At 62.2% G+C, this 20,324-nt stretch carries 22 protein-coding genes; all 22 read right to left on the bottom strand.

Going from position 1 to position 20,324, the window contains the following annotated elements; genetic code table 11:
* Positions 1 to 142 precede the first annotated feature (142 nt).
* On the bottom strand, positions 143 to 1,243 hold the full coding sequence (locus MLD63_RS08615) for an SDR family oxidoreductase (RefSeq protein WP_304363995.1): 1,101 nt from the start codon (positions 1,241 to 1,243) through the stop codon (positions 143 to 145).
* Entirely contained in the window at positions 1,236 to 1,739 is a 504-nt protein-coding gene (locus MLD63_RS08620) for a YciE/YciF ferroxidase family protein (RefSeq protein WP_255329450.1), read from the bottom strand. Before MLD63_RS08620 ends, MLD63_RS08615 begins: the two co-directional genes overlap by 8 nt.
* A 108-nt stretch (positions 1,740 to 1,847) precedes the next feature.
* Positions 1,848 to 2,795 (bottom strand): glycosyl hydrolase family 8, encoded by a 948-nt coding sequence (locus tag MLD63_RS08625; RefSeq protein WP_255329451.1) that lies wholly within the window; start codon positions 2,793 to 2,795, stop codon positions 1,848 to 1,850.
* A gap of 333 nt (positions 2,796 to 3,128) precedes the next feature.
* Positions 3,129 to 4,310, bottom strand: coding sequence for an acetylornithine deacetylase (gene argE / locus MLD63_RS08630; RefSeq protein ID WP_255329452.1), 1,182 nt, complete (start codon positions 4,308 to 4,310; stop codon positions 3,129 to 3,131).
* Between the two features lie 4 nt (positions 4,311 to 4,314).
* On the bottom strand, positions 4,315 to 5,241 hold the full coding sequence (locus MLD63_RS08635; protein WP_255329453.1) for a LysR family transcriptional regulator: 927 nt from the start codon (positions 5,239 to 5,241) through the stop codon (positions 4,315 to 4,317).
* A gap of 12 nt (positions 5,242 to 5,253) precedes the next feature.
* Entirely contained in the window at positions 5,254 to 5,928 is a 675-nt protein-coding gene (locus MLD63_RS08640) for a DUF1028 domain-containing protein (protein WP_255329454.1), read from the bottom strand.
* Complete coding sequence (locus MLD63_RS08645) at positions 5,925 to 6,362, bottom strand: RidA family protein (protein ID WP_255329455.1); 438 nt, start codon at positions 6,360 to 6,362, stop codon at positions 5,925 to 5,927. The genes MLD63_RS08640 and MLD63_RS08645 overlap by 4 nt, the downstream gene beginning before the upstream one ends.
* Positions 6,363 to 6,391: 29 nt before the next feature.
* Positions 6,392 to 7,000: a glutathione S-transferase family protein gene (locus tag MLD63_RS08650; RefSeq protein ID WP_255329456.1), complete on the bottom strand. Its 609-nt coding sequence runs from the start codon at positions 6,998 to 7,000 to the stop codon at positions 6,392 to 6,394.
* A complete protein-coding gene (locus MLD63_RS08655) occupies positions 6,997 to 7,989 on the bottom strand; it encodes an NAD(P)H-quinone oxidoreductase (protein WP_255329457.1) in 993 nt (330 codons plus the stop codon). Before MLD63_RS08655 ends, MLD63_RS08650 begins: the two co-directional genes overlap by 4 nt.
* On the bottom strand, positions 7,989 to 9,098 hold the full coding sequence (locus tag MLD63_RS08660) for an ABC transporter ATP-binding protein (protein ID WP_255329458.1): 1,110 nt from the start codon (positions 9,096 to 9,098) through the stop codon (positions 7,989 to 7,991). Before MLD63_RS08660 ends, MLD63_RS08655 begins: the two co-directional genes overlap by 1 nt.
* Complete coding sequence (locus MLD63_RS08665; protein ID WP_255329459.1) at positions 9,088 to 9,897, bottom strand: ABC transporter permease; 810 nt, start codon at positions 9,895 to 9,897, stop codon at positions 9,088 to 9,090. Before MLD63_RS08665 ends, MLD63_RS08660 begins: the two co-directional genes overlap by 11 nt.
* Positions 9,897 to 10,748 carry an ABC transporter permease gene (locus MLD63_RS08670; protein ID WP_255329460.1) on the bottom strand — a complete coding sequence of 284 codons (852 nt, stop codon included), beginning with the start codon at positions 10,746 to 10,748 and terminating at the stop codon, positions 9,897 to 9,899. The genes MLD63_RS08665 and MLD63_RS08670 overlap by 1 nt, the downstream gene beginning before the upstream one ends.
* A gap of 58 nt (positions 10,749 to 10,806) precedes the next feature.
* Entirely contained in the window at positions 10,807 to 11,838 is a 1,032-nt protein-coding gene (locus MLD63_RS08675; RefSeq protein WP_255329461.1) for an ABC transporter substrate-binding protein, read from the bottom strand.
* 232 nt (positions 11,839 to 12,070) lie between these two features.
* Positions 12,071 to 13,006 carry a 2-hydroxyacid dehydrogenase gene (locus MLD63_RS08680; protein ID WP_255329462.1) on the bottom strand — a complete coding sequence of 312 codons (936 nt, stop codon included), beginning with the start codon at positions 13,004 to 13,006 and terminating at the stop codon, positions 12,071 to 12,073.
* A complete protein-coding gene (locus MLD63_RS08685; RefSeq protein ID WP_255329463.1) occupies positions 13,003 to 13,449 on the bottom strand; it encodes a type II 3-dehydroquinate dehydratase in 447 nt (148 codons plus the stop codon). The genes MLD63_RS08680 and MLD63_RS08685 overlap by 4 nt, the downstream gene beginning before the upstream one ends.
* Before the next feature lie 2 nt (positions 13,450 to 13,451).
* Positions 13,452 to 14,699, bottom strand: coding sequence for a flavin-containing monooxygenase (locus tag MLD63_RS08690; protein ID WP_255329464.1), 1,248 nt, complete (start codon positions 14,697 to 14,699; stop codon positions 13,452 to 13,454).
* A gap of 214 nt (positions 14,700 to 14,913) precedes the next feature.
* Positions 14,914 to 16,194, bottom strand: a complete 1,281-nt coding sequence (locus MLD63_RS08695) for a TRAP transporter large permease (protein WP_255329465.1) — start codon at positions 16,192 to 16,194, stop codon at positions 14,914 to 14,916.
* Entirely contained in the window at positions 16,194 to 16,685 is a 492-nt protein-coding gene (locus tag MLD63_RS08700; RefSeq protein WP_255329466.1) for a TRAP transporter small permease, read from the bottom strand. The genes MLD63_RS08695 and MLD63_RS08700 overlap by 1 nt, the downstream gene beginning before the upstream one ends.
* Positions 16,678 to 17,445: a maleate cis-trans isomerase family protein gene (locus MLD63_RS08705; protein WP_255329467.1), complete on the bottom strand. Its 768-nt coding sequence runs from the start codon at positions 17,443 to 17,445 to the stop codon at positions 16,678 to 16,680. Before MLD63_RS08705 ends, MLD63_RS08700 begins: the two co-directional genes overlap by 8 nt.
* Positions 17,446 to 17,450: 5 nt before the next feature.
* Positions 17,451 to 18,428 carry a TRAP transporter substrate-binding protein gene (locus tag MLD63_RS08710; protein WP_255329468.1) on the bottom strand — a complete coding sequence of 326 codons (978 nt, stop codon included), beginning with the start codon at positions 18,426 to 18,428 and terminating at the stop codon, positions 17,451 to 17,453.
* Positions 18,429 to 18,645: 217 nt separating this feature from the next.
* Positions 18,646 to 19,566 carry a LysR substrate-binding domain-containing protein gene (locus MLD63_RS08715; RefSeq protein WP_255329469.1) on the bottom strand — a complete coding sequence of 307 codons (921 nt, stop codon included), beginning with the start codon at positions 19,564 to 19,566 and terminating at the stop codon, positions 18,646 to 18,648.
* A gap of 63 nt (positions 19,567 to 19,629) precedes the next feature.
* The gene (locus tag MLD63_RS08720) at positions 19,630 to 20,190 is read right to left on the bottom strand and encodes a histidine phosphatase family protein (RefSeq protein WP_255329470.1); all 561 of its coding nucleotides are present in this window, start codon (positions 20,188 to 20,190) and stop codon (positions 19,630 to 19,632) included.
* Positions 20,191 to 20,324: the final 134 nt, after the last annotated feature.

Genomic DNA, 20,324 nt, shown 5'->3' on the forward strand with positions numbered 1-20,324 from the left:
CCCGGCCCCGCGAAAGCTGAAAGGTTGCATAATTTAGCCCCCCTTACCCACTGAGGGATAAGGAGGGCTGAAAGACCGGATTCAGTTGGTCAATTCATGCTGCGGACGATCTGATCGCCCACCGCGAATGGCATCAGATGCCTCATGCAATCCCGGTGCCGCCGGTGACACCGTATACTTCTCCGGTGATGTAGCTTCCCTCCTGCGACGCCAGAAGGACATAGACCGGCGCAAGTTCCACGGGTTGGCCCGGACGACCGAACGTACTGCCGGCGCCGAAATCCTTGACCTTATCTTGCGAGGCACCGCCGCTGGGGTTCAGCGGCGACCAGATCGGGCCGGGCGCGACAGCGTTGACCCGAATACCCTTCTCGATCAGCTCCGAGGCGAGCGCCTTCGTGAAAGCGACAATTCCGGCCTTGGTAGTGGCATAATGCATGATCGCGGTCGACGGTTCGTAGGCCTGAACGGAGGCCGTCGTGATGATGGACGCTCCCGCAGGCATGAGTTCGGCTGCCTCCTGCGTTGTCCAGAAAAGCGCGTAAAGATTTGTCCGCATCGTCTCGTCGAAGTCGTCGGTGGTCAGCTTGTCGAAAGACGGAAATGACTTCTGATGACCGGCGTTCACCACAAGGATGTCGAGCCCGCCCATCTCGTCCGCTGCCCGTCGGGGAAGGTTGCGAGCATACTCCTCGTCGGTCACGTCGCCCGGCAGAGCGATGGCCTTGCAACCGGCCCCTTCGATCAGTGCGATGACTTCATCCGCATCGGGTTGTTCCTCTGGCAGGTACGAGATTGCCACGTCCGCACCCTCGCGTGCGTAGGCAATCGCGATTGCACGCCCGATGCCGGAATCTCCACCGGTGATCAGCGCCTTGCGCCCTTTCAGCTTGCCTGACCCTTGGTAGCTGTCCTCACCATGATCGGCCGGTGGCTCGAGTCGCTGGGCGAGACCCGGCGATGGCTGTGGCTGCTTTGGGAAGGGTGGCTTCGGATGCTGCTCTCGCGGATCCTGCATTTTCAGACGGTCGGTCATGTCGTGCTCCTTGATCGGGTTGCCCTCTGCTGCGCCAAATGGCGTTGAGAGGGTGCGAGTATGGCTGCCAACGGGCGTCACACGACTTTGTTCGCGTCCGAACGAAAGAAATATCGGGCTAAGGTCCATCGAAGATGATCGCAGTCGATGAATGCCTTCAGACAGGCTGCTCTGATCCGGCATCGACGCTCTTAGAATTTCATTCACCCCTCCGGTCGCTTCCGCATCCCAGAAACTGACTGAGCGTGGCGCAGGTCGCGGTTTTCTCTGCCAAGGTCTCTTCCAACAGAGGCACGCAATCCCCATGGCCCAAACGCGAGGCCCAGGATGTGACCGCTCTGTAGCGGGCAACCTCATAATGCGCGACGCCCAGCACGGAAGCTGCAAGCCCTTCGTCGCGAACCCGCGCGTCATCGATATGGCGGGACATCCGCGTCGCGTCCTTCACCATACCGTCGATCATGCAGTTGTTGACCGAGTCCGGCGTCTCGCCGATCATGCCGAATAGCCGTTCAAGTCGAGAGACATGGCCGTGTGTTTCCTCCAGATGCTTTGACAAAGCGTTCTTGAGCGCACTGGCCGACACCTTGTCGATGATGCCCGGCAGCGCTTCTTCGGTGACGGTTTCGGCAGCGTAGACTTCCTGAACTGCCTGATTGAACAGGTCTGACAATGTCTTCGGGTCGCTCGACGATAATGGCATCGTAGCCTCCTCATAATCGCTGCGGGATCAACATGTCCGTCCAAATGGCGACGGACTGCTTTGTTTCAGTCATCGCCTGAAAGAGGCGGTGGCGCGACACACGCCGTGTCAGGAGGGAAGTGCGCATCCTCCCTCGTATTGCGCCACAGCCGCCAGCATCCGCAGGGTATCCGCATAGTAGCTGGAGGAGTTGACGGACGCGGCAGACAGCGGCTGGCACCGCACAACGTCGGGGATCGCAAGGAAGCCCGGGTGATCGCTTTCCTTTTCGACAAGGCCGCGTCCCGAGCGCCTGACCACGACATGGCCGCATTGCGCGTCATCTTCCATCATGCTCAGTCCGGCGGAGACGGCGGGATGATCGCGCCGTTCGGACCACGCAAGATAAAGCGGCACACGAAGGGCGTCGAAACCCCAGCCCGCACGATGTTCGAGCGCCTCTGCGAAACTCTCGGTCGTCACGTCGATCCAATCCCACATTCGTGCGGCTTCAACCAATTCCAAAAGGACAGCCTCGCCATGATCCGCAGCCCGGGTGAGGCGGGGATCCCCAGCCGCTTCGCCCAACTCCCGCAGGGCGCGCGGCATGACGTAGGAAGGGTTCATCAGCACGCGCTCGGGACCGCGCCGCGCCTTTGTCCCCGGCGAAATTAGCAGCTGATCCCCGAAGCGTGGATCAGGCACAAGGCAAAGATCGGCGATGTCACGCGCAATGGCTATCGCGGTGTCCAGATGGCCGGTCCAGCCCTGATCCCGATCGGCACGAAGTAAAGCCCACGCCCGGAAGAGATCCCCATCGGTAGCGGTATGGCACTCGACTTCACCGATTTCGGGCCAGCGCCGCCATCCCATCAGCCGGTCCTGCCTTACCGCGAGATTGGCTGCCGTCCAGGACTCTATTTCTTCGAAACAATCCCGATCACCCGCGACCTGGGCCAGCAGAAGACCCCATGCCTGCCCTTCGGAGTGGCTGACCCCTTCCTGCTGCCAATCGATGACACGGCCCTGACGCACATACTTGGCCGCCCAGCTCTCGAAGCCCGTGGTTGCGTCCAAGGAATTCCCGGCTGGAACGGACGGGCGGGTGGTTTGATCAGATGTTGGTTGCATCCTGAGTTTCTGTCTTCCTTTTCTCTGTTCGTCAGACCTTCGATCTCAGCGGGATCAGTTGTGCGCCATGCACAACATTGTCTGGCGATCGAGATTGGGCATGGGAGGCTTTGCTCGGGGACAAGCAAGCGTGACAAACAGACGCGTCCAGCCTTTGTTCCACGCGGCAGGGATGGCTTGCGTGCAAACCGCGACGCAGCGACGTCGCGCGTCCGAACCTTGATCAGTGTGCAGGAAACTAGCGCGCTTGCGCGTTTCAGAACGGACCCGGTGAAGGCTCTACGATGCTGGTTTCTTTCCAGACACCAGCGCTTCGGTAAGTTCGGTCAGCATGTCGTGGCAACGGATCAGCTGCTCCCACGCGACGAACTCGTCCGGCTTGTGTCCCTGAGCCATGTGGCCCGGTCCACAGACCAGCGTCGGGACATCGAAAGCCTGATGGAACAGGCCGGCTTCGGTGCCGAAGGCGACCTTGATCGGCGGCTCGTCGTTCCGCAGCAGCCCACGCATAAAGGCGACGGCGGGATTGGTGGCGGGGGTGTCGAGGCCAGGGTAGCCGGTGATCTCCTGAAGCTCGATCGCTGCCTCGGGAAATCGGTCGCGATACTGGGCTGCGATCGCTTCGGCGTCAGCACGGATCGCCTGTTCGATCATGTCGGGATCGTCGCCCGCGATGTTGCGCAGCTCCAGTTCCATGTCGCATTGTTTGGGAACGATGTTCAGCGCCGTGCCCCCGCGCATCGTGCCGACATGAATCGTCGAATAGGGTATGTCATAGGCAGGATCGCAGGCACCCTGCGACATCAGCTCCTGTTGTCGCGCCTGCAGGCGGTCTATTAGGGCCGCGCCCAGGTGAAGTGCGTTCAAACCGTTCGGCGCCAAGGCCGAATGCCCTTCGCGACCGTGGCAACGTGCAATGAACGAGCGTTTGCCCTTGTGGCCGGTTGCGATCCGCATCCCGGTCGGCTCTCCGATCAGGCACAGGTCGGGGCGTTCGGGATGGTCCCGCCGCGCCTTCAGCATCGACCGGACGCCGACGCAGCCGATTTCCTCATCGTAAGACAGGGCCAGATGCAGGGGCTGCTTCAGCGGACGTTCAGCCGCACGCATCATCGCGTTGATCGCGACCGCCAGAAAGCCCTTCATGTCGGTCGTCCCGCGACCGTAGAGGAATCCGTCACGCTCATGCAGCGCAAAGGGTTCGGTCCTCCATGTCTGGCCATCGACGGGAACGACATCGCAATGGCCTGACATCACGACGCCGCCCGGAACGGCGGGGCCGGTGCTGGCCCACAGGTTCGCGCAGGTGCCGCTGTCGTCGACATAGCGGGTCAAGCGAACACCCAAGGGCCGCAGCAGACCTTCGACATAGTCCAGCATCGCAAGATTGGATTGTCGCGAGATCGTCGGAAACGCGATCAGCTGTTGAAGGATCTGTCGTATCTGAGCCTGAGCGTCCATGGGATCAGTTCTTCATTCCGGGCAGACTGCCCGCGTCGGCGATTTCGTGGCAATGATCGATGAACGCCTGGATCGTGCGCGAAACATGGGTCGCGCGCGAAAGCGCAATCCCAAGCCGCAAGGGCGGAACGTTTGACCGCATCGGAACGAATTTCAGCGGTTTGCCGTCCATCGACGATTCAGAAACGGTCCGCAGATTGGCAATGCCGAAGCCGTATCCATTCGCGATAAGCCCACGCTGAACAGAGATGTCGTTGGTCCGCTCGGCGATCTTCGGACGCCGTCCCAGCGACCGGAACAGCGAGAGGAAATAATCCGAGCTGTGCGGCATATCTAACATTACCATGTCATGCGCCACCAGATCCTCGGGCATGACCGAAGGCCGGTCGGCCAGTGGGTGGTCGATGTCGAAAATCGCGTAGGGTGGCAGGTCGCGCAGCGGATGGAAGTCGATATCGCTGGGGATCGACATGTCATAGGTCAGCGCGATGTCGATCCGTGAAGCGCCGAGTGCGTCGAAGATCTGGGCCTGATCCAGCTCGACCTGACTGAACTCGACATGCGGATAGCGGGTCTCGAAGCTGCGGCGCAATTGCGGAACCATCAACTGGACAAAGGTGCGCAGGCATCCGACACGCAGAGATCCGAGGACGCTGCCGGTATGAATGTGGGCAAGATCGTTCAGCTTGGCGGCGCTTGCCAACACGATCCGCGCCTGCTCGATGAACTGTTCGCCCACCGGCGTCAGGACCGAGCCTTGCGCATGGCGGCGGGTGAAAAGCTGCACACCGAACCCGGCCTCCAGCTGGGCGATCGCGGAGGACATAGACGGCGCCGTGACGTTCACCTTTTCGGCGGCCAGCGCGATGCTGCCCGCCTCGCCCACGGCAATGAAGTATTCCAGCTGTCGCAAGGTGAACCTGAGCGGCATCGCGTTCCCCGGCTATTCGTCGCCCGGCACGCCGTAGGACGGCGCAGCGCGCGGATCAAGCGCGCGGGTGACGTAATCATCCATCTGCGGCTGGAAGACCTCCCACGCCCGTTCCAGCGCCGCGATCGGACAATCGTCCGCCCAGTCGATGCGCAGTTCCGCCAGGGGCCAGCTTTGGCGATCAACCAGAAGCAGACCCGCCGAGTGGACCGGCCCCGCCTCGCCCCCTGCATCCAGCCCCGCGCGCAATGCGCCCACAAGACGGGCACCCAGATGGCCGGCCGAGGCGCCAAAGTGCTGCACCATCACCTCGGGCACGCCTGCATCGGCTAGAAGATTGCCGGCCGCGGCGGTGTCGCGGTCCTGCGCTTCGGACCACATACCCAGAACCTGCGTGCCGGAATAGATCGCGCTTTCGCCACTGCGCCCAACGGCCAGGACCTGACGATACGCCATGTGGGCGCCGCTGCGCTCGAGGATCGCCAGCGCCTCGGCGGGGGCCGCGCCCTTCGCCATCAGGTCCAGCGCATGGGGACCAAGCCGGGGGTCGGTCACGTTCTGCGTGGCCACCGCCCCGACACCCGCACGGGCGAACGAACAGCGTGCTGCAACCGCGGGCGAGGAGGACGAGATCGCGACCCCGAACATTCCGGTGTCACGGCAATGCCCGATGATCGAAAAGGTCATGCCGCCCCCTGCCCCGCATCCTCGGGGATGACGGCGGTCGCGTCTATCTCGACCAGCCAATCAGGACGCGCCAGAGCGACAACAGTCAGGCCGGTGCAGACCGGGAAGACGCCTTTGATATATTCGCCCATGGTGCGATAGACCGCCTCGCGGTGGCGAACATCGGTCAGGTAGACGACGAGCTTGGTGACATGCTCCATCCTGCCACCGCATTCCTCGACCAGTTGACGGATGTTCTGCATGACCTTGTGGGTCTGCTCGACCGGATCGTTGCTGGGAAGATTGACGGCGGTATCCAGATCCTGCGGACATTGCCCCCGCAGGAAGATCGTCGTGCCGCCTTTCGCGACAACCGCTTGGCACAGATCGTTGTCGAGGTTCTGTTCGGGATAGGTGTCGCGGGTGTTGAACTTGCGATGGCGATGATGGGCCATGGTTCTTGTCTTTCGTTGATGAAGATGGATCAGGCAGAGGGCCGCGTCGCGGCCATGGCAGGACGTTGGTCGAATTCGGCCTGCCACTCGGCCAGCGCACTGCGCCCGTCACGCCAGTTCAGATCGGGAAAGCGGAAGTCCAGCCAGCCGAGGGCGCAGCCGTAGGAGATCGTGCCGATATCGACGCGGTCCGCCGTCGGGACATCGGCAGCCATGGCGTCCAGGCCGTCGGTCATCTTTGCCGATTGCGCCTCGATCCAGACGGACCATTGCTGAGGCTCGGGTCGGGCCAGCCGCTCGTAGCGGATCAGCAGCGCCGCATCCAGAACACCATCCGCCAGCGCCTGACGCCGCAGGGCGGTCCAACGCAAGGGCCCCGATGCCGGGAACAATCCGCCCCTGGCCTTGGCATCCAGATATTCGCAAATGACGCGACTGTCGTAGAGAACGGTGCCGTCCTCGGTCATGGCGGCGGGAACCTTCGCCAGCGGGTTGAAGACGGCGATACGCTTGTCGCGCTGGACCGGATGCGCAGCGCTGTCCAATTGCCGGATGCTGTCCTGCACCCCCAGTTCATGCGCCGTCGCCATGACCTTGCGGACAAAGGGCGAGGCAGAACCCCAGTAAAGCTGCATCATGTCTCCTCCGATACGGTCAGCACGATCTTTCCAAAGTTGTTTCCGCCCTCCAGATCGGCATGGGCCTGAGCGGCGCGCGCCAGCGGAAGACTTTGCGCTATGACGGGCATGACGCGGCCCGGTCCGATCAGCGGCAACAGATGCGTCCAGACGGCGTCTGCGATGGCTGACTTCTCTGCATCGCTTTTCGGTCGAAGCGTGGACGAGGTCAGCCAAAGGCCCTTGCGCATGATCAGGCCCAGATTCACGGTCGCATCGCCCCCCGCCATGAAGGACAATCCGACATGCCGCCCGCCGGTCGCCATGCATTCCAGATGGCGACCGACCATGTCACCGCCAAGGATATCTAGCACCACGTCGACACCGTGTCCGTCCGTCAACGCCAGAACCTCGGCCACCAGATCGGTATTGCGATAGTCGATTGCGTCGGCACCCATGTCGATCAGCCGCTGGCACTTTTCGGGTCCACCCGCGGTGACGATAACCTTCGCGCCCCAAGCCAGCGCCAACTGCAGGGCGAGCGTTCCGATGCCGCTCGCACCACCCTGGATCAGGACTGTCTCCCCTGCCTTCAGCCCCCCCCGGTCGAAGAGGTTGTGCCAGATGGTGAACAAGCCCTCGGGCAGGACGGCAGCCTGTGCCATGGACAAACCTTGTGGCACCGGCAGGCAATGATCCGCGCGAACGAGCGCGCAGCCCGCATATCCGCCGGCCTTCAGCAGCGCCATGACCTTGGTTCCGACCATACCGGCGTCGACGCCCTCACCGGCCTCGACGATCTCGCCCGCAGCTTCCAGCCCAAGGATATCTGAAACATCCGCTGGTGCCGGCAGGGCGCCAGAGCGTTGCATGACGTCGGGTCGGTTCACACCGGCCGCCGCGACCCGGATCAGGACCTCTCCCTGGCCGGGCCGGGGCACGGGCCGTCTGACCACGGACAGCACCTCGGGACCGCCTGGGCGCTCTGCAATGATTGCTTCCATGTCCATCACGCGACCTCCTTGTCCGCATCTTCGACCGCGTAGATGGCCGGACCCGTACGTGGCAGCGCGATCCCTACGGGAATCCCGGCAGGAAGCGCCTTGGCGGCGGGCACGCGAAGCATGATGCGGCCGCCCCGCGCCGCAGCGCAGTCCAGATGCAATTCAGCGTAACTGCCCTGATAGACAGACAGTGCGACGATGGCAGGAACCGCGCCCTGCTCCTCCGCGCCGGTCAGCCTGCATTGTTCCGGACGCACGAACAGCGTGACCGGACCAGGTTCGGGCAGGTCTTCCTGATATGTCTCGACAGGCAGAGGCGCGCCGCCCACGATCAGTTCGGCTGCGCCTCCTTGCACGCCTTGCAGTGTGGCATCGAACAGGTTCGCATCTCCGACGAAGGTCGAGACGAACAGGTTCGCTGGCCGATCGTAGATATCGTCAGGTGCACCGATCTGCCGGACCCGGCCCTGCGACATCACCGCGATCCGGTCGGACATCGACAAAGCTTCGTTCTGGTCGTGGGTGACGAAGACCGTGGTCAGTCCAAGCCGCGTCTGGATCTCGCGCAGCTCAACCTGCATCGCGGTGCGCAAGTTTCGGTCCAGCGCCGAGAAGGGCTCGTCCAGCAACAGGACGCGCGGGCGGATCACCAGCGCTCGGGCCAGCGCGACACGTTGCTGCTGACCGCCCGACAACTGCCTTGGACGACGATCCGCAAAATCCTGAAGCTTGACCAGCGCCAGCGCCTCGGCCACGCGTTCGGCGGTTTCGGCCTTGGACACCCGGCGCGTGCGCAGTCCGTAAGCGACGTTCTGCGCGACCGTCATGTGGGGAAAGAGGGCGTAGTTCTGGAAGACAATCCCGATCTCTCGCTGATGCGGAGGAACCTGGGTGACAAGTTCCCTGTCGATGAATAACTCGCCTTCGTCCGCCTCCAGAAAGCCGGCGATCAGGTTCAGAAGCGTCGTCTTCCCGCAGCCCGATGGACCCAGCAAGGTCAGAAACTCACCCCGCCTGATCTTGAGCCAGATCGGCTCCAGCGCGACAGTCCCTGAGAAGGATTTCGAGACGCCGTCGATCTGAACTGCGGCATCATTGCGGGTTTCACTCGACATTGAGAACCTTTTCGAGGCGGAAGAACTTGTGGACGATCAGCAGGATCACCGCGACCGCCAGCACGTAGATGACCGACACCGCTGCCAGCGTGGGGTCAGCGTATTCGCGGACATAGTTGTACATGGCGACCGGCAGGGTCTGCGTGCTCTGGTTCACCACGAAAAGCGACGCAGTGAATTCATTGAAGGACAGGATGGCGGCGAACAGGCCGCCAGAGGCCAGCCCCGGCGCCAGAAGCGGCAGGGTTATCGTGCGCAGAACATGCCAAGGCGAACCGCCAAGACTTTCGGCGGCCTGTTCGAAGCGACGTTCGAAGTTCTGCAGCGATACATAGACCGAACGGACGACGAAGGGCATCACGATGACCACATGCGTCGCTACGACCAGCCACAGGTTTCGCGGCAGCGACGCCGCAGCCGACAGGATCAGAAGCCCCAGCCCGATCGTGAAGTTCGGGATGATCAGCGGCGACATCAGGATCCCGTTCAGCGTGTTCTTGAAGCGGAACTCATAGCGGTCGAGGACGTAGGCGAAGCCCGCACCAGCGATCAGCGCGATGGTTGCCCCGAAGACTGCGATCTTCAGCGAGTTGGTCAGCCCCGCCCCGAAGTCGCGATATTGAAACGCATTGGCGTACCAACGCCACGACCACTCCCGCGGCGGAAAGGACAGGATCGCGCCGTCGTTGAAGGATGCGATGGCGACGACCACGAAGGGCAGCAGGACGAAGGCGAGGATTGCGATCAGCACGATCCGCCCTGCCCAGTCCAGTAGGTGATCCAGCAGCGACTTGCGCATCAGTGCCCCCCGATCCGCTCTAGACGGCGGATCCCGGTGTTGAAGATGGCCAACACGGCCACGGTGAACAGCAGCCCGGTCAGCGACAGCGACGCTGCCAGCGGAAAGTTGAAAGAGGCGAAACCGACCTGATAGACCAGCGTCGAGATCGTCTGAACCTGGCCGCCACCGATCATCTGAGGCGTGGCGAAGGCCGAGAATGTCCACGCAAACGCGGTCGACGTCGCGGCGACGATCCCGGGGATCGACAGGGGCAGCGTCACGGTCAGAAACACCCTTACCCGACCCGCACCCAGTGAGGTCGCGGCCCGCTCTAGATTTCGGTCGATATGCGACAGACCCGCGGCCAACATCACGACGACAATCGGCAGCGTGAAATGAACCAAAGCGATGACGACCCCGGTCATGGTGAACATGAACGGGATCGGTCGATCGATCAGCCCCATCTGCATCAGCGCCGCATTCAGAAAGCCGCGGTTGCCCAGAACGATCATCCAGGAATAGGTTCGGACGATTTCGCCCAGAAACAGCGGGGTCAGCGAAATCAGCAGGATCGCGCTGCGCAGCCGGACGGAGCGCGCGCGCACCATCGCATAGGCCAGCGGATAGCCGATCAGCAGGGTGAAGACCGCCGTCCACAGGCACAGAAGAACGGTGTTCAGAAACGCGTCGCCGTAGATCGCCTTCCAGAGCGTCGTGAAGTTCTCGAGCGTGAAGCCACCCGGATCAAGCGCGCCGGGAATATTGGCGCGAAAGCTGTATTGCACGATGGCAAGGAACGACGCCGCGATCCCGAAGGCAATCAGGATCGAGGGAGAGGCAAACCAGCCGAGGAATGGGCGCTTGGTCATCGCGGACGTCTGCTCCTTGCTTCGCGGTGCGCGCGCCCCGTGTCCGGGGCGCAGCGCTTCAGTTCGAGGCGGTCATGTTTTCCGAGAACCACTGGCGCCATTCGCCTATGGTCTCGGCGCGGAATTCGTCGGGGATGACCAGCGTCTGTTCGGCCCATTCCTCGGGCGTAGTGAAGATGCCCGGCAGCGAGGCCAGTTCTTCAGGAAGCTCGACGTTCGACACGACGGGGCTTCCTTTCTTGATCTCGGCGATCTGCGCCTGAACCTCGGGATCGAGGGCCGCGTTCAGGAATTGATAGGCAAGGTCGATCTTGTCAGTCCCGGCGGTGATGCCCATCGTGTCGACACCCAGAACCGCGCCCTCGCTGGGCATCGCCAACTCGACGTCCAACCCCTGTGACTGGATGTGATATGCGTTCATCGACAGGATGACCTGAACAGGCGTTTCGCCGGTCGACAGAAGCTGCTGCGAGTTCGCGTCGTTCGTGTAAAGCGCGCGAATATTGGGACGCAGCGCCAAGAGCTTATCCGTCGCGTCGCGCCAGTCCTCGATCTTCACATCTTCCAGCATCGCGGCGACCGCGACGATGTGGGACGGGTCGAAATCGGGCAGCGCAATCATGCCGGCCAGTTCCGGCGACCAAAGATCGTTCCAGCTTTCGAACGTGATCCCCTCGGGCAGCATGTCGGGCAGATAACCGATCGTATAGACGTAGGCCCACGCGCCGATATGCGAGGGGCTGATGCGCGCCTGTTCGACAAGGTTTTCGGCATTCGGGATCTTCGACATGTCCAGTTCCTCGAACAGGCCCTGGTTGCGATAGAGCCAGCCGACATGGGACGTCGTGAACGTCACGTCGCTTTCCGGATTGTCCTTGGACAGGTTGGCCTGGTTCAGCCGATCGATGGTGCCGCCGGTGATGAACTCGACCTCGACGCCGGTTTCCTCCGTGAACTTCGCGGCGATGGTTTCGTCGATCAGATCGCGAAAGCTTCCACCCCAGCTGCTGACGACCAGGGTTTCAGCCTGTGCGGCAGTCGAAATCAGACCGATCGCGGCGGATGTCAGGAAAAGCTTCTTCATCATCATGGGCACTCCATCTGTTGTGACGCGACGCTGTTGGCCGCTTGGTTCGGACCTTGTTCGGCTGGCCCGGCTGAAGCCAACCATGCGCGACAGGACCCACGGAAAGCTCACTGTAAATCCCTATTCACTGCGAAGGCTGGGCCAACCTTTAAGGCAAAGCACTGATTTTTTTGTATTTCTAACACTGCCAGTCAGAGACGCTCAGGTAGTGCCTGAAGCACAGACAGCAGGCTGCCTAATACCCGCGCAGACGCGAAACCTGCTGCCCGACGGCTTCGCCAGACCGGATGGCGAGAATGTTGGCGGCGATCTGCGGCGCCGCACTTGCAGGCAGTGCGACGGAAGCGAGATGCGGCGTGATCAGCACACCGGGCAGTGTCCAGAGCGGATGCGCGGCGTCCAGCGGTTCGCCGTCGAAGACGTCGAGCGTGGCGCCCGAAAGATGACCGCTGCGAAGGGCGTCAACCAAAGCGTCCTGATCGACCACCTCTCCGCGAGAGACGTTGACGAAGGCTGCGCCGGGCTTCATCGCCGCAAATTCCTTGGTGGCGAGGCGATGCCGGGTCGCGGGCGTCAGGGGCAACATGCACACCGTGATGTCCGCACCGGAAAGAAGCCGCGTCAGCGCCTCATCACCATGATGAACCGTCACGCCTGGCAGATCCCTGGGACGCGTCGCCCAGCCATGCGTGTCATAGCCCAGGCGCGCGATTTCGGTCGCGGCCATCGCGCCCAGTTCGCCCAATCCAAGAACGGCGACCGTCACGTCGGACGCGGCTCGCGGATGACGATAGGCCCATTCGCACCGCGCCTGCGCCGCCTCGAAATGCGGAATGTCGCGCGCGTGGCGCAACACCGCAAACATGACATAACCCGCCATCATTCGGCCCATCTGCGGGTCCGAGAGACGGGTGATAGGCACGTCTGGCAGATCGTCGCGTGCGACCAGGCGGTCCACCCCGGCACCCAGATTGATGACCAGTTCGAGATTGGGGAACCGGTCGAAGAAACCTTCGGGCGGCATCCAGACAAGCGCGTAGCGCACCGTCGCGGGATCGGTGACGGCCTCGGCCCTCTCGATCCGGACATCATCGCCCAGAAGGGGCGCGAGGGCGTCACGCCACGGTTCGAACGGATCGGGGCCGCTGTAGAAGACCAGCGTGTCGGTCATTTCGACCGCTCTGCGATCAGCTCGGCCATGGCACCCAGACCCATGAGATAGCCGCGCACGCCAAGACCGGCGATCACGCCGGTCGCTGCCTTCGAGATGAAGGAATGGTGCCGGAACGTCTCGCGCTTCCAGATATTGCTCATGTGGCATTCGAGGATCGGTCCGTCGAAGGCCAGCAACGCGTCAAGGATCGGGATCGACGTGTAAGTCAGACCCGCCGCGTTGATGAGCAGTCCATCGCAGGATTGCCGCGCTTCCTGGATCCAGTCGATCAGCACGCCTTCGTGGTTCGACTGCCGGAAATCCAAGGACAGTCCCAGTTCCGAGGCGCGCGCCATGCACGCAGCCTCGATCTGCGGGAAACTGTCGGTGCCATAGGTCCCCGACGCATCAAGGCCATAGAGGTTGGCGTTCGGACCGTTCAGAAACATCACCTGAGCCATGGTCAGCCTTTCTCGTAAGCGACGTAATTGCGCTGAACGCCGATATGGGTCGCGATGTATTTCGCGTCATACCAGCAGCCGTAGATGAAGGACGAAGCCCGGTTGGTCAGTTCGGGCAGACCAAGGAAGTAGATCCCCTGCTCGGCCGAGATGCCGCGTTTGTGGAACGGGGTCCCGTCCTCGTGAAAGGCATTCACCTGAAGCCAGCTGAAATCGAAGCGGAAGCCGGTTGCCCAGATGATCGTCCCGATGTTCTCCGACGCAAGATCAAGCTCTCGGACGGGATTGGCGATGCAATCAGGGTCAGGTTGCATCTCCCACGCTTCGGGCTCGGGCGGCAGGTCGATACCGTTACGCTCGACATAGGCGTCGGCTTCGCGCAGCACGTCCAGATAAGCCTCATCCCCGGCGGCGATGTTGGCCACCAGATCGTCGGCGATCTGCAGAACTCCGTCCTCGTAGGATTGGGTCATCCCAAGCACCGTCACACCGGCATTGCCCATGCGGCGGAAATCGACGGTCTTGCCGCCGTCGTACCCACTGACCGCGAAGGCGACGTGCTTCTTCTTCGCTTGAATGGTGATTTCGTCCCATTTGCCCAGCACGCCCAGCCACCAGACGTAATCGCGCTGACGATAGGACCGCGGAGGGCGGTAGTGCTCGCCGATCGACAGGAAGACCTTGCGGCCCGCGCGCTGCAATTCTTCGGCGATCTGTGAACCCGAAGCGCCGCCCCCGACGACCAGCACCGCCCCGTCCGCAAGCTGGTCCGGGTTCTTGTAGTCCGAGGAATGGATCTGCGTGATGCCCGCATCCTGTGGAACGATGCGCGGAAACGAGGGAACCTGGAAAGGTCCGGTGGCCGCGACGACACGAAGCGCCTCGATCTCACCCTGTGAGGTCGACACGATGAAGCCCGGCCTGCCCGGCGCGCGGCGAACCGACGTCACCTCGACCCCCGTGCGGATCGGCGCGTCGATCAGGCTGGCGTAATCCTCGAAATAGCGGGCCATCCTCTCCTTCGGGGGAAATGTCTCGGGCGAGACGTCATCGAATTCCAGACCGGGAAAGCGGTCGTGCCAGGCTGGCCCGTTGGCGACCAGGGAATCCCACCGTTCGGACCGCCACCGTTCGGCGATGCGGTTGCGCTCCAGCACCAGATGCGGAACGCCCATGTCCCGAAGATGCTCGCTCATGGCGATGCCGGCTTGCCCAGCTCCGACGACAACGGTGTCGATCTTTTCTGTCATGTTCGTGTCTTTGCTGTTGTGCGGCGTGAGGCCAGTGGTGCCTGTGCCGTCGTGTTCATGCTTCAAGACCTGCTTGGGCCGGCCTGCTTGTTAAAGAAGTAAGTTCCGAGCCAAGGATCAGGCTGAGCCTCAGCCAAAGATCGGCGCCATTCCCAAGCTTGCCCCGCCCGCCCGCAAATGCGGGCGGAACGGCTCATTTCGGACAAAGCGAATGTCAGTTCATCAGTCCCGGCAGTGTCAGGGACAGTGCGGGAAACAAGGTCAGGATGATCAATGCGACAACGAGTGCCCAAAGAAAGGGCATGTTCGCGCGGGTCACCTGCCAAACGTCATCCCGCCCGATCTTGGCCGCCACCAGCAGTGCGATAGCCACCGGCGGCGTCACTTGGCCGATCACGACGGTCATCACGATCAGGACGCCGAAATGGATCAAATCCACATCCAGACCGATCAGCATCGGCAGAAGGACCGGCATGATCATGGGGATCAGCGGGTCCAGCACCATGCCCGCAATCAGGGCGAGCAGAAGAAGCGCGAAGATGCGTATCGTCACGTTATCGGTCGGAAACAAACCCTCGATCCCTGCGGACAGGGCCATCGGCACACCCGCCTGCGACAACGCCCATCCCAGGGCGGTCGAGAAGCCGACGACCATCAGCACCTCGCCGGTCAGGATCGCGGAATCGACAAGTGCCTGCCTGAGTTTGGCCCATGTCAGCGTCCGATAGACGAGCGTGGACAAAGCGAGCGCATAAGCGACCGCGAAGGCTCCGGCCTCGGTCGCGGTGAAGATGCCGAAGATCAAGCCGCCCAGGATCATTGCCGGCATCCCCAGCGGCAGGATGGCGTGGCGGCCCGTATGAAGGACTCGCGACCATTCGAAGCTGTTCATCGGCTGCCAGCCATTCCGCCGCGCCAGGATCGAGATCGTCACCATCATGACGCCTGCCATCAGCAGCCCGGGAACCACCCCCGCCAGAAACAGCGCGCCAAGCGAGGTCCCCGTCACCACCGAGTAGAGGATCATGGGCGAACTGGGTGGGATCAGCACCCCCACCCCCGACGAAGTCGCGGTCAGCGCCGCCGAGAAAGGCCCCGGATAACCGCTCGCCTTCATCTTCGGGATCATCACCGACCCCGTTCCCGCAAGGTCGGCGACCGACGTGCCGATCATGCCCCCGAACATCAGGCTGGAGGCAACATTGACATGGGCCAGCCCTCCCCGCATCCATCCGACAAGCGCGGCACCGAATGCGAACAAGCGGTCAGCGATTCCGGTGGCATTCATCAAGCCACCGGCCAGGATGAACAGCGGCAGGGTGATCAGCAGATAATCCCCGACCCCGGCCAGAACCTGCTGTGGCAGGGATAGCGCCCATCCCCCGGACAAGGTCAGAAACATCAGCACCGCTGCGACCAGAGAGATGACGATCGGCAGACCCAGCAGGACCAGCACGAACAGGACGCCGAGCATAGTGGCGGCTAGGCCCAGCATCACAGATCCTCCGGGGCAATCAGGTCGATGACGAAGGCCAGCGAAAGACCGGCGGCGCAGCCTATGATGCCGCTGATCGGCACCGATTTCGGCATCCCGATCAGCGGTGAACGATCACCGCCGAAAAGTCCCAGATACTGCCAAGCGAACCAGGCCAAAGCAGCCATGGTCGCCAAACCGAAAAGGTTCTGCACGATGCGCAGCCTTCGCTGGATCGGTGCCGACAGTCGCGCTGTCCAGATGGCACAGGAGATGAGGCCGTTGCGCAGCCCGGAGATCGTGATCCCAAGTCCCCCCAGCCACATTAGCAGCGCGACGACGACCTCTTCGGTCCATGGCAGGGGCCGGGCGAACAGATAGCGGCCGATCGAGTTCGCCAGGACCAGCGCCACCAGCGCCACCAGCAAGGCGACTGCGGCCGTTTCGACGAGAGCGAGCGCGTGTCGGCGGACCCTGCCCGAGGGTCGATCTGCGATGACGGCCTCAGTCATCGGCCTCGTATCCCTTGAACAGGCTGCCGTAGCCCCGCTTGGCACCACGCGCGCCCGTCAGGTGAAGACAATGCCAGAACGACGCCTGAATGGCAGAGATGACGGGCTTGCCAAGACGCTGCTCCAGCGCCGCTATGGCACCGACCGAGCGGAAATTGGTGCAGGAGATGAAGATCGCCGAGGCGTCCGGGTGATCGACCGACAGGACATGATCGTAGACCTGTTCGATCGAGACTTCGGCAAGCGCGTGGTCTTCGGTGATGTCCAGGTGTCCGCTCTTGACGACCTCGTGGCCGTTCTCGGCCAGAAACCTGATCGCGCGATCATGGATCGTATCCACATAGGGGGTTGCCAACGCGACCTTGCCGGCCCCGACCTGTGCAAGCGCCGCCAGCGTCGCGGTCGAGGCGGTCGTCACCTTCGGCCCCGGCACCCAACCCTCGATCTTGACAATGAGGGCCTTGTCATAGGCCGTGCCGTGCAGGAACGAGGCGCTGGTGCCGCCGAAGCACAGCACATCGATGGGGGCGGCCGCGGCATGGCGGGCCGCCGTTTCCAGTTCAGGCGCCGCCATCATCTCCTCGATCCCCTCGACGGTGACCTTCGGCAACCTGATCCGCGCCGTATGGGTCGATACGCCGGGCGCGGACATGGCCCACATCTCTTCTTCCATCACCACGGACGAAGCGATGTAGATCAACCCGATCCGTGCCAGATCCCCCGACCCGTCGGGCATGAAGTCGGGATAGGCTTTGGTCATCTGATTCACTGGATCATCCCTTCCACCCGCGTCATGAATTCGGGCGTCACGACGTCGGCGATGTGGGCGCGGATCGGTTCCGCGGCCTTCTGGAAGGCTGCGATATCGGGTTCGGTCACCGTCAGACCGGCAGCACGAAATTCCTCCACCAGGGCGGCGTCGCTGTCGTCCGAAAGCTGGCGCGTGGCTTCCACACCCGCTTCGGCAGCCGCGCGAACCTGGGCCTTCATGTCGTCGTCGAGCGCGTCATAAGCCGCGCCGTTCATGACCAGCGTGATGGGTGTGTAGATGTGATTGGTCAGCGAGATGTGGGACTGCGCCTCGTGGAGCGAGAATTCCTTGATCACCGAAAGCGGGTTTTCCTGTCCGTCGATGACACCCTGACGAAGGCCCATGTAAACCTCGCCCAGGGGAAGGTTGGTCGGCGCTGCGCCCAACGTCTGGAACGCCATCATCCGGGTAGGGCTGCTTGGCGTGCGCAGTTTCAGGCCCGCCAGATCGGCGGGCGTCATGATCGCGCGCTTCGAGTTGCTGATGACGCGAACGCCCAACTCGCCGAAGGCCAGCACTTCGAGATCGGCGTTCTCGCGCAGCGAGGCCGCCATCACGTCACCGAACTCGCCGTCCAATGCCGCGCGGGCTTGCTCCTTGCCGCTGAACAGGAAGGGCGTGTCGAACACCGAAAAATGACTGTCCAGCGCCGCGACGCCATCGGACCCCATCGGGATCACGTCCACCGCACCAACGCGCACCATTTCTGCCAGCGCGTTTTCATCGCCCAGCGAACCACCGTCGTTGAAGGTGGTCGTGACCTGATCTCCAGCGCTGGCTTGAAGCGCGTCACGGAAGGTCGACAGCATGACGTGGGTCGGGTCGCCGCTTGTCGTCTCGACCGCCAGCCGCAATTGCGTCTGCGCCGACGCACCCGAGGCCATGGCAAAAACGAAGGTGAGCGATGCTGCAGTTTTTATGATCTTGTTCATGGAAACCTCCTGTTGGTTTCCGATATCATCCGCTAACAAAACCAGTTTCGACAATAGCTTGCCTGGCTCAATATCCCGGCAAAGACCTATAATTTCAGCCTTCTACGCAGGCAGATCTGAAATATGGCTGTTATTGAAAGTCGTTGCCTATGCCCTGCATAAGATCGCCCTATTCACGGCGCCTTATTGACGAATCTAAGCAGAAGAAAGTCTGCGCCTAATATGCGCTATTTCCTGCCGTAAAAACCTTGTGCATGAATTCTCGAAAAGCCTGAACCGCAGGGCGCGGATCCGAGGTCGCCAAACGCAGAAGCATGATGCGAACCGGCAAGGGATCGCCGCTGATCGGGACCGTCACGCTTTCGCTGCCATCATAGGCGACCGCGCCAAGCGGCAGCGTGTTGTGCAGCGAAAAGCCCATGCCGTTGCCGACGAGACCCCTTACGAGCTCGGGCGATGAACTGCGGAACGCGATGGACGGCTGCAGACCGCATGAAGAGAAAAGGCCAAGGAAGTAGTCTCGCGAGAATGGCAGATCCAACAGGATGAACGGGTCCGACGCCAACTCGGACAGACTGATCGTTTCCGAGCCGGCCAAGGGGTGATCGCGTGACAAAAGCGCCATGGGCGGCAGGGAAGCCAGCTCCTCGGCGCTCAGATGCTCTGGTCTTGCGAAATCGTAGCCAAGTGCAATCTCGATGCTGGAATTTTCCAGACCCGCCACCAGCTCTGCGTGGTCGCCTTCGATGAGGCGCACGGTGATATTCGGAAAGGCCTGCCTGAAGCTGGCGATGATCCGGGGCATGTAGCGCATCGCCAGCCTCGGAAAGCTGCCGACAACGATTTCACCGCTCAACGGATCGCCAAGGGACCGCGCCGTATCGGCGAGTTCGCTCGCCGCGCGCAGAAGGCCTCGCGCTTGATCGACCAGCACCCGTCCCGGCACCGAAAGGTTCATGCCACGCGCATGCTGACGGACGAAGATCTGCACGCCCAGATCACGCTCGGCCTGAGCCAAAGCCACCGAGACCGACGGTTGCGAGACGCCCAGCCTTCGCGCCGCATCGGTAACGCTGCCGGCATCGGCGACTTCGACGATATATCGCAGCGTGCGAAGTGAGACTGGCAGATCTGTCACGCGCCATCCCCGTGATGCTGGTTAACGCTTTGGTCCACGGCGAAGCGCCTCGTTTACAACGGTCTAGGCAAGGATGGTCTCTGCCCCATCTGCCACCCTGTATATCACGCCTTGCCGCCTCTCGAGCCGAAGCATGGAGGCCTTGCCCATTCCCATGCACAAGCCTCTCAAGATCACCGATGTCATCCCATGGGTGACGACCACGGCAGGTTCGCGAAGGTCATGCAGAAAGGATGTCACGCGCCCCACGATGGCATGAAAGTCCTCTCCGCCCGGACTGTCGAAATTCCACTCGCCGCTCGCGAAACCGTCGCCCACCTGCCGCTGCACCTCTTGCCGCGACAAGCCTTCCCATGCGCCGAAATCAATCTCGCAGAGGCGCTCGTCCTGAAGGATAAGGGCGTCATTCCCCAGTGCGATCCGCGCGGTCTGCAATGCGCGCCCTTGCGGACTCGAATACGTGATCTCGGGTTTTTCGCTGAGGGATTCCAACAAGGCTCTCTGCCTCAACGCTTGTGTCAGGCCCCTCTCGGTCAGCGGTGAATCCTTTCGGCCTTGAAACCGCCCCAGCTCGTTCCAGACCGTCTCGCCGTGACGAAGGACGTACAGATCTGCGATCTTCACACTGCACCCTTATCTAAAGAACCGCGTTCCTATCGCGCGGTTCATCCTTGCTTGCAAAAGCCCTGGCCCGATCAGGACATTGCTTCACCACGGCCGGATGCGCTGTCCAGTTTGCGCGGCCTTCGTGAGGGTTT

The sequence above is a fragment of the Paracoccus albicereus genome, from assembly GCF_024359525.1.
Classification (GTDB): domain Bacteria; phylum Pseudomonadota; class Alphaproteobacteria; order Rhodobacterales; family Rhodobacteraceae; genus Paracoccus; species Paracoccus albicereus.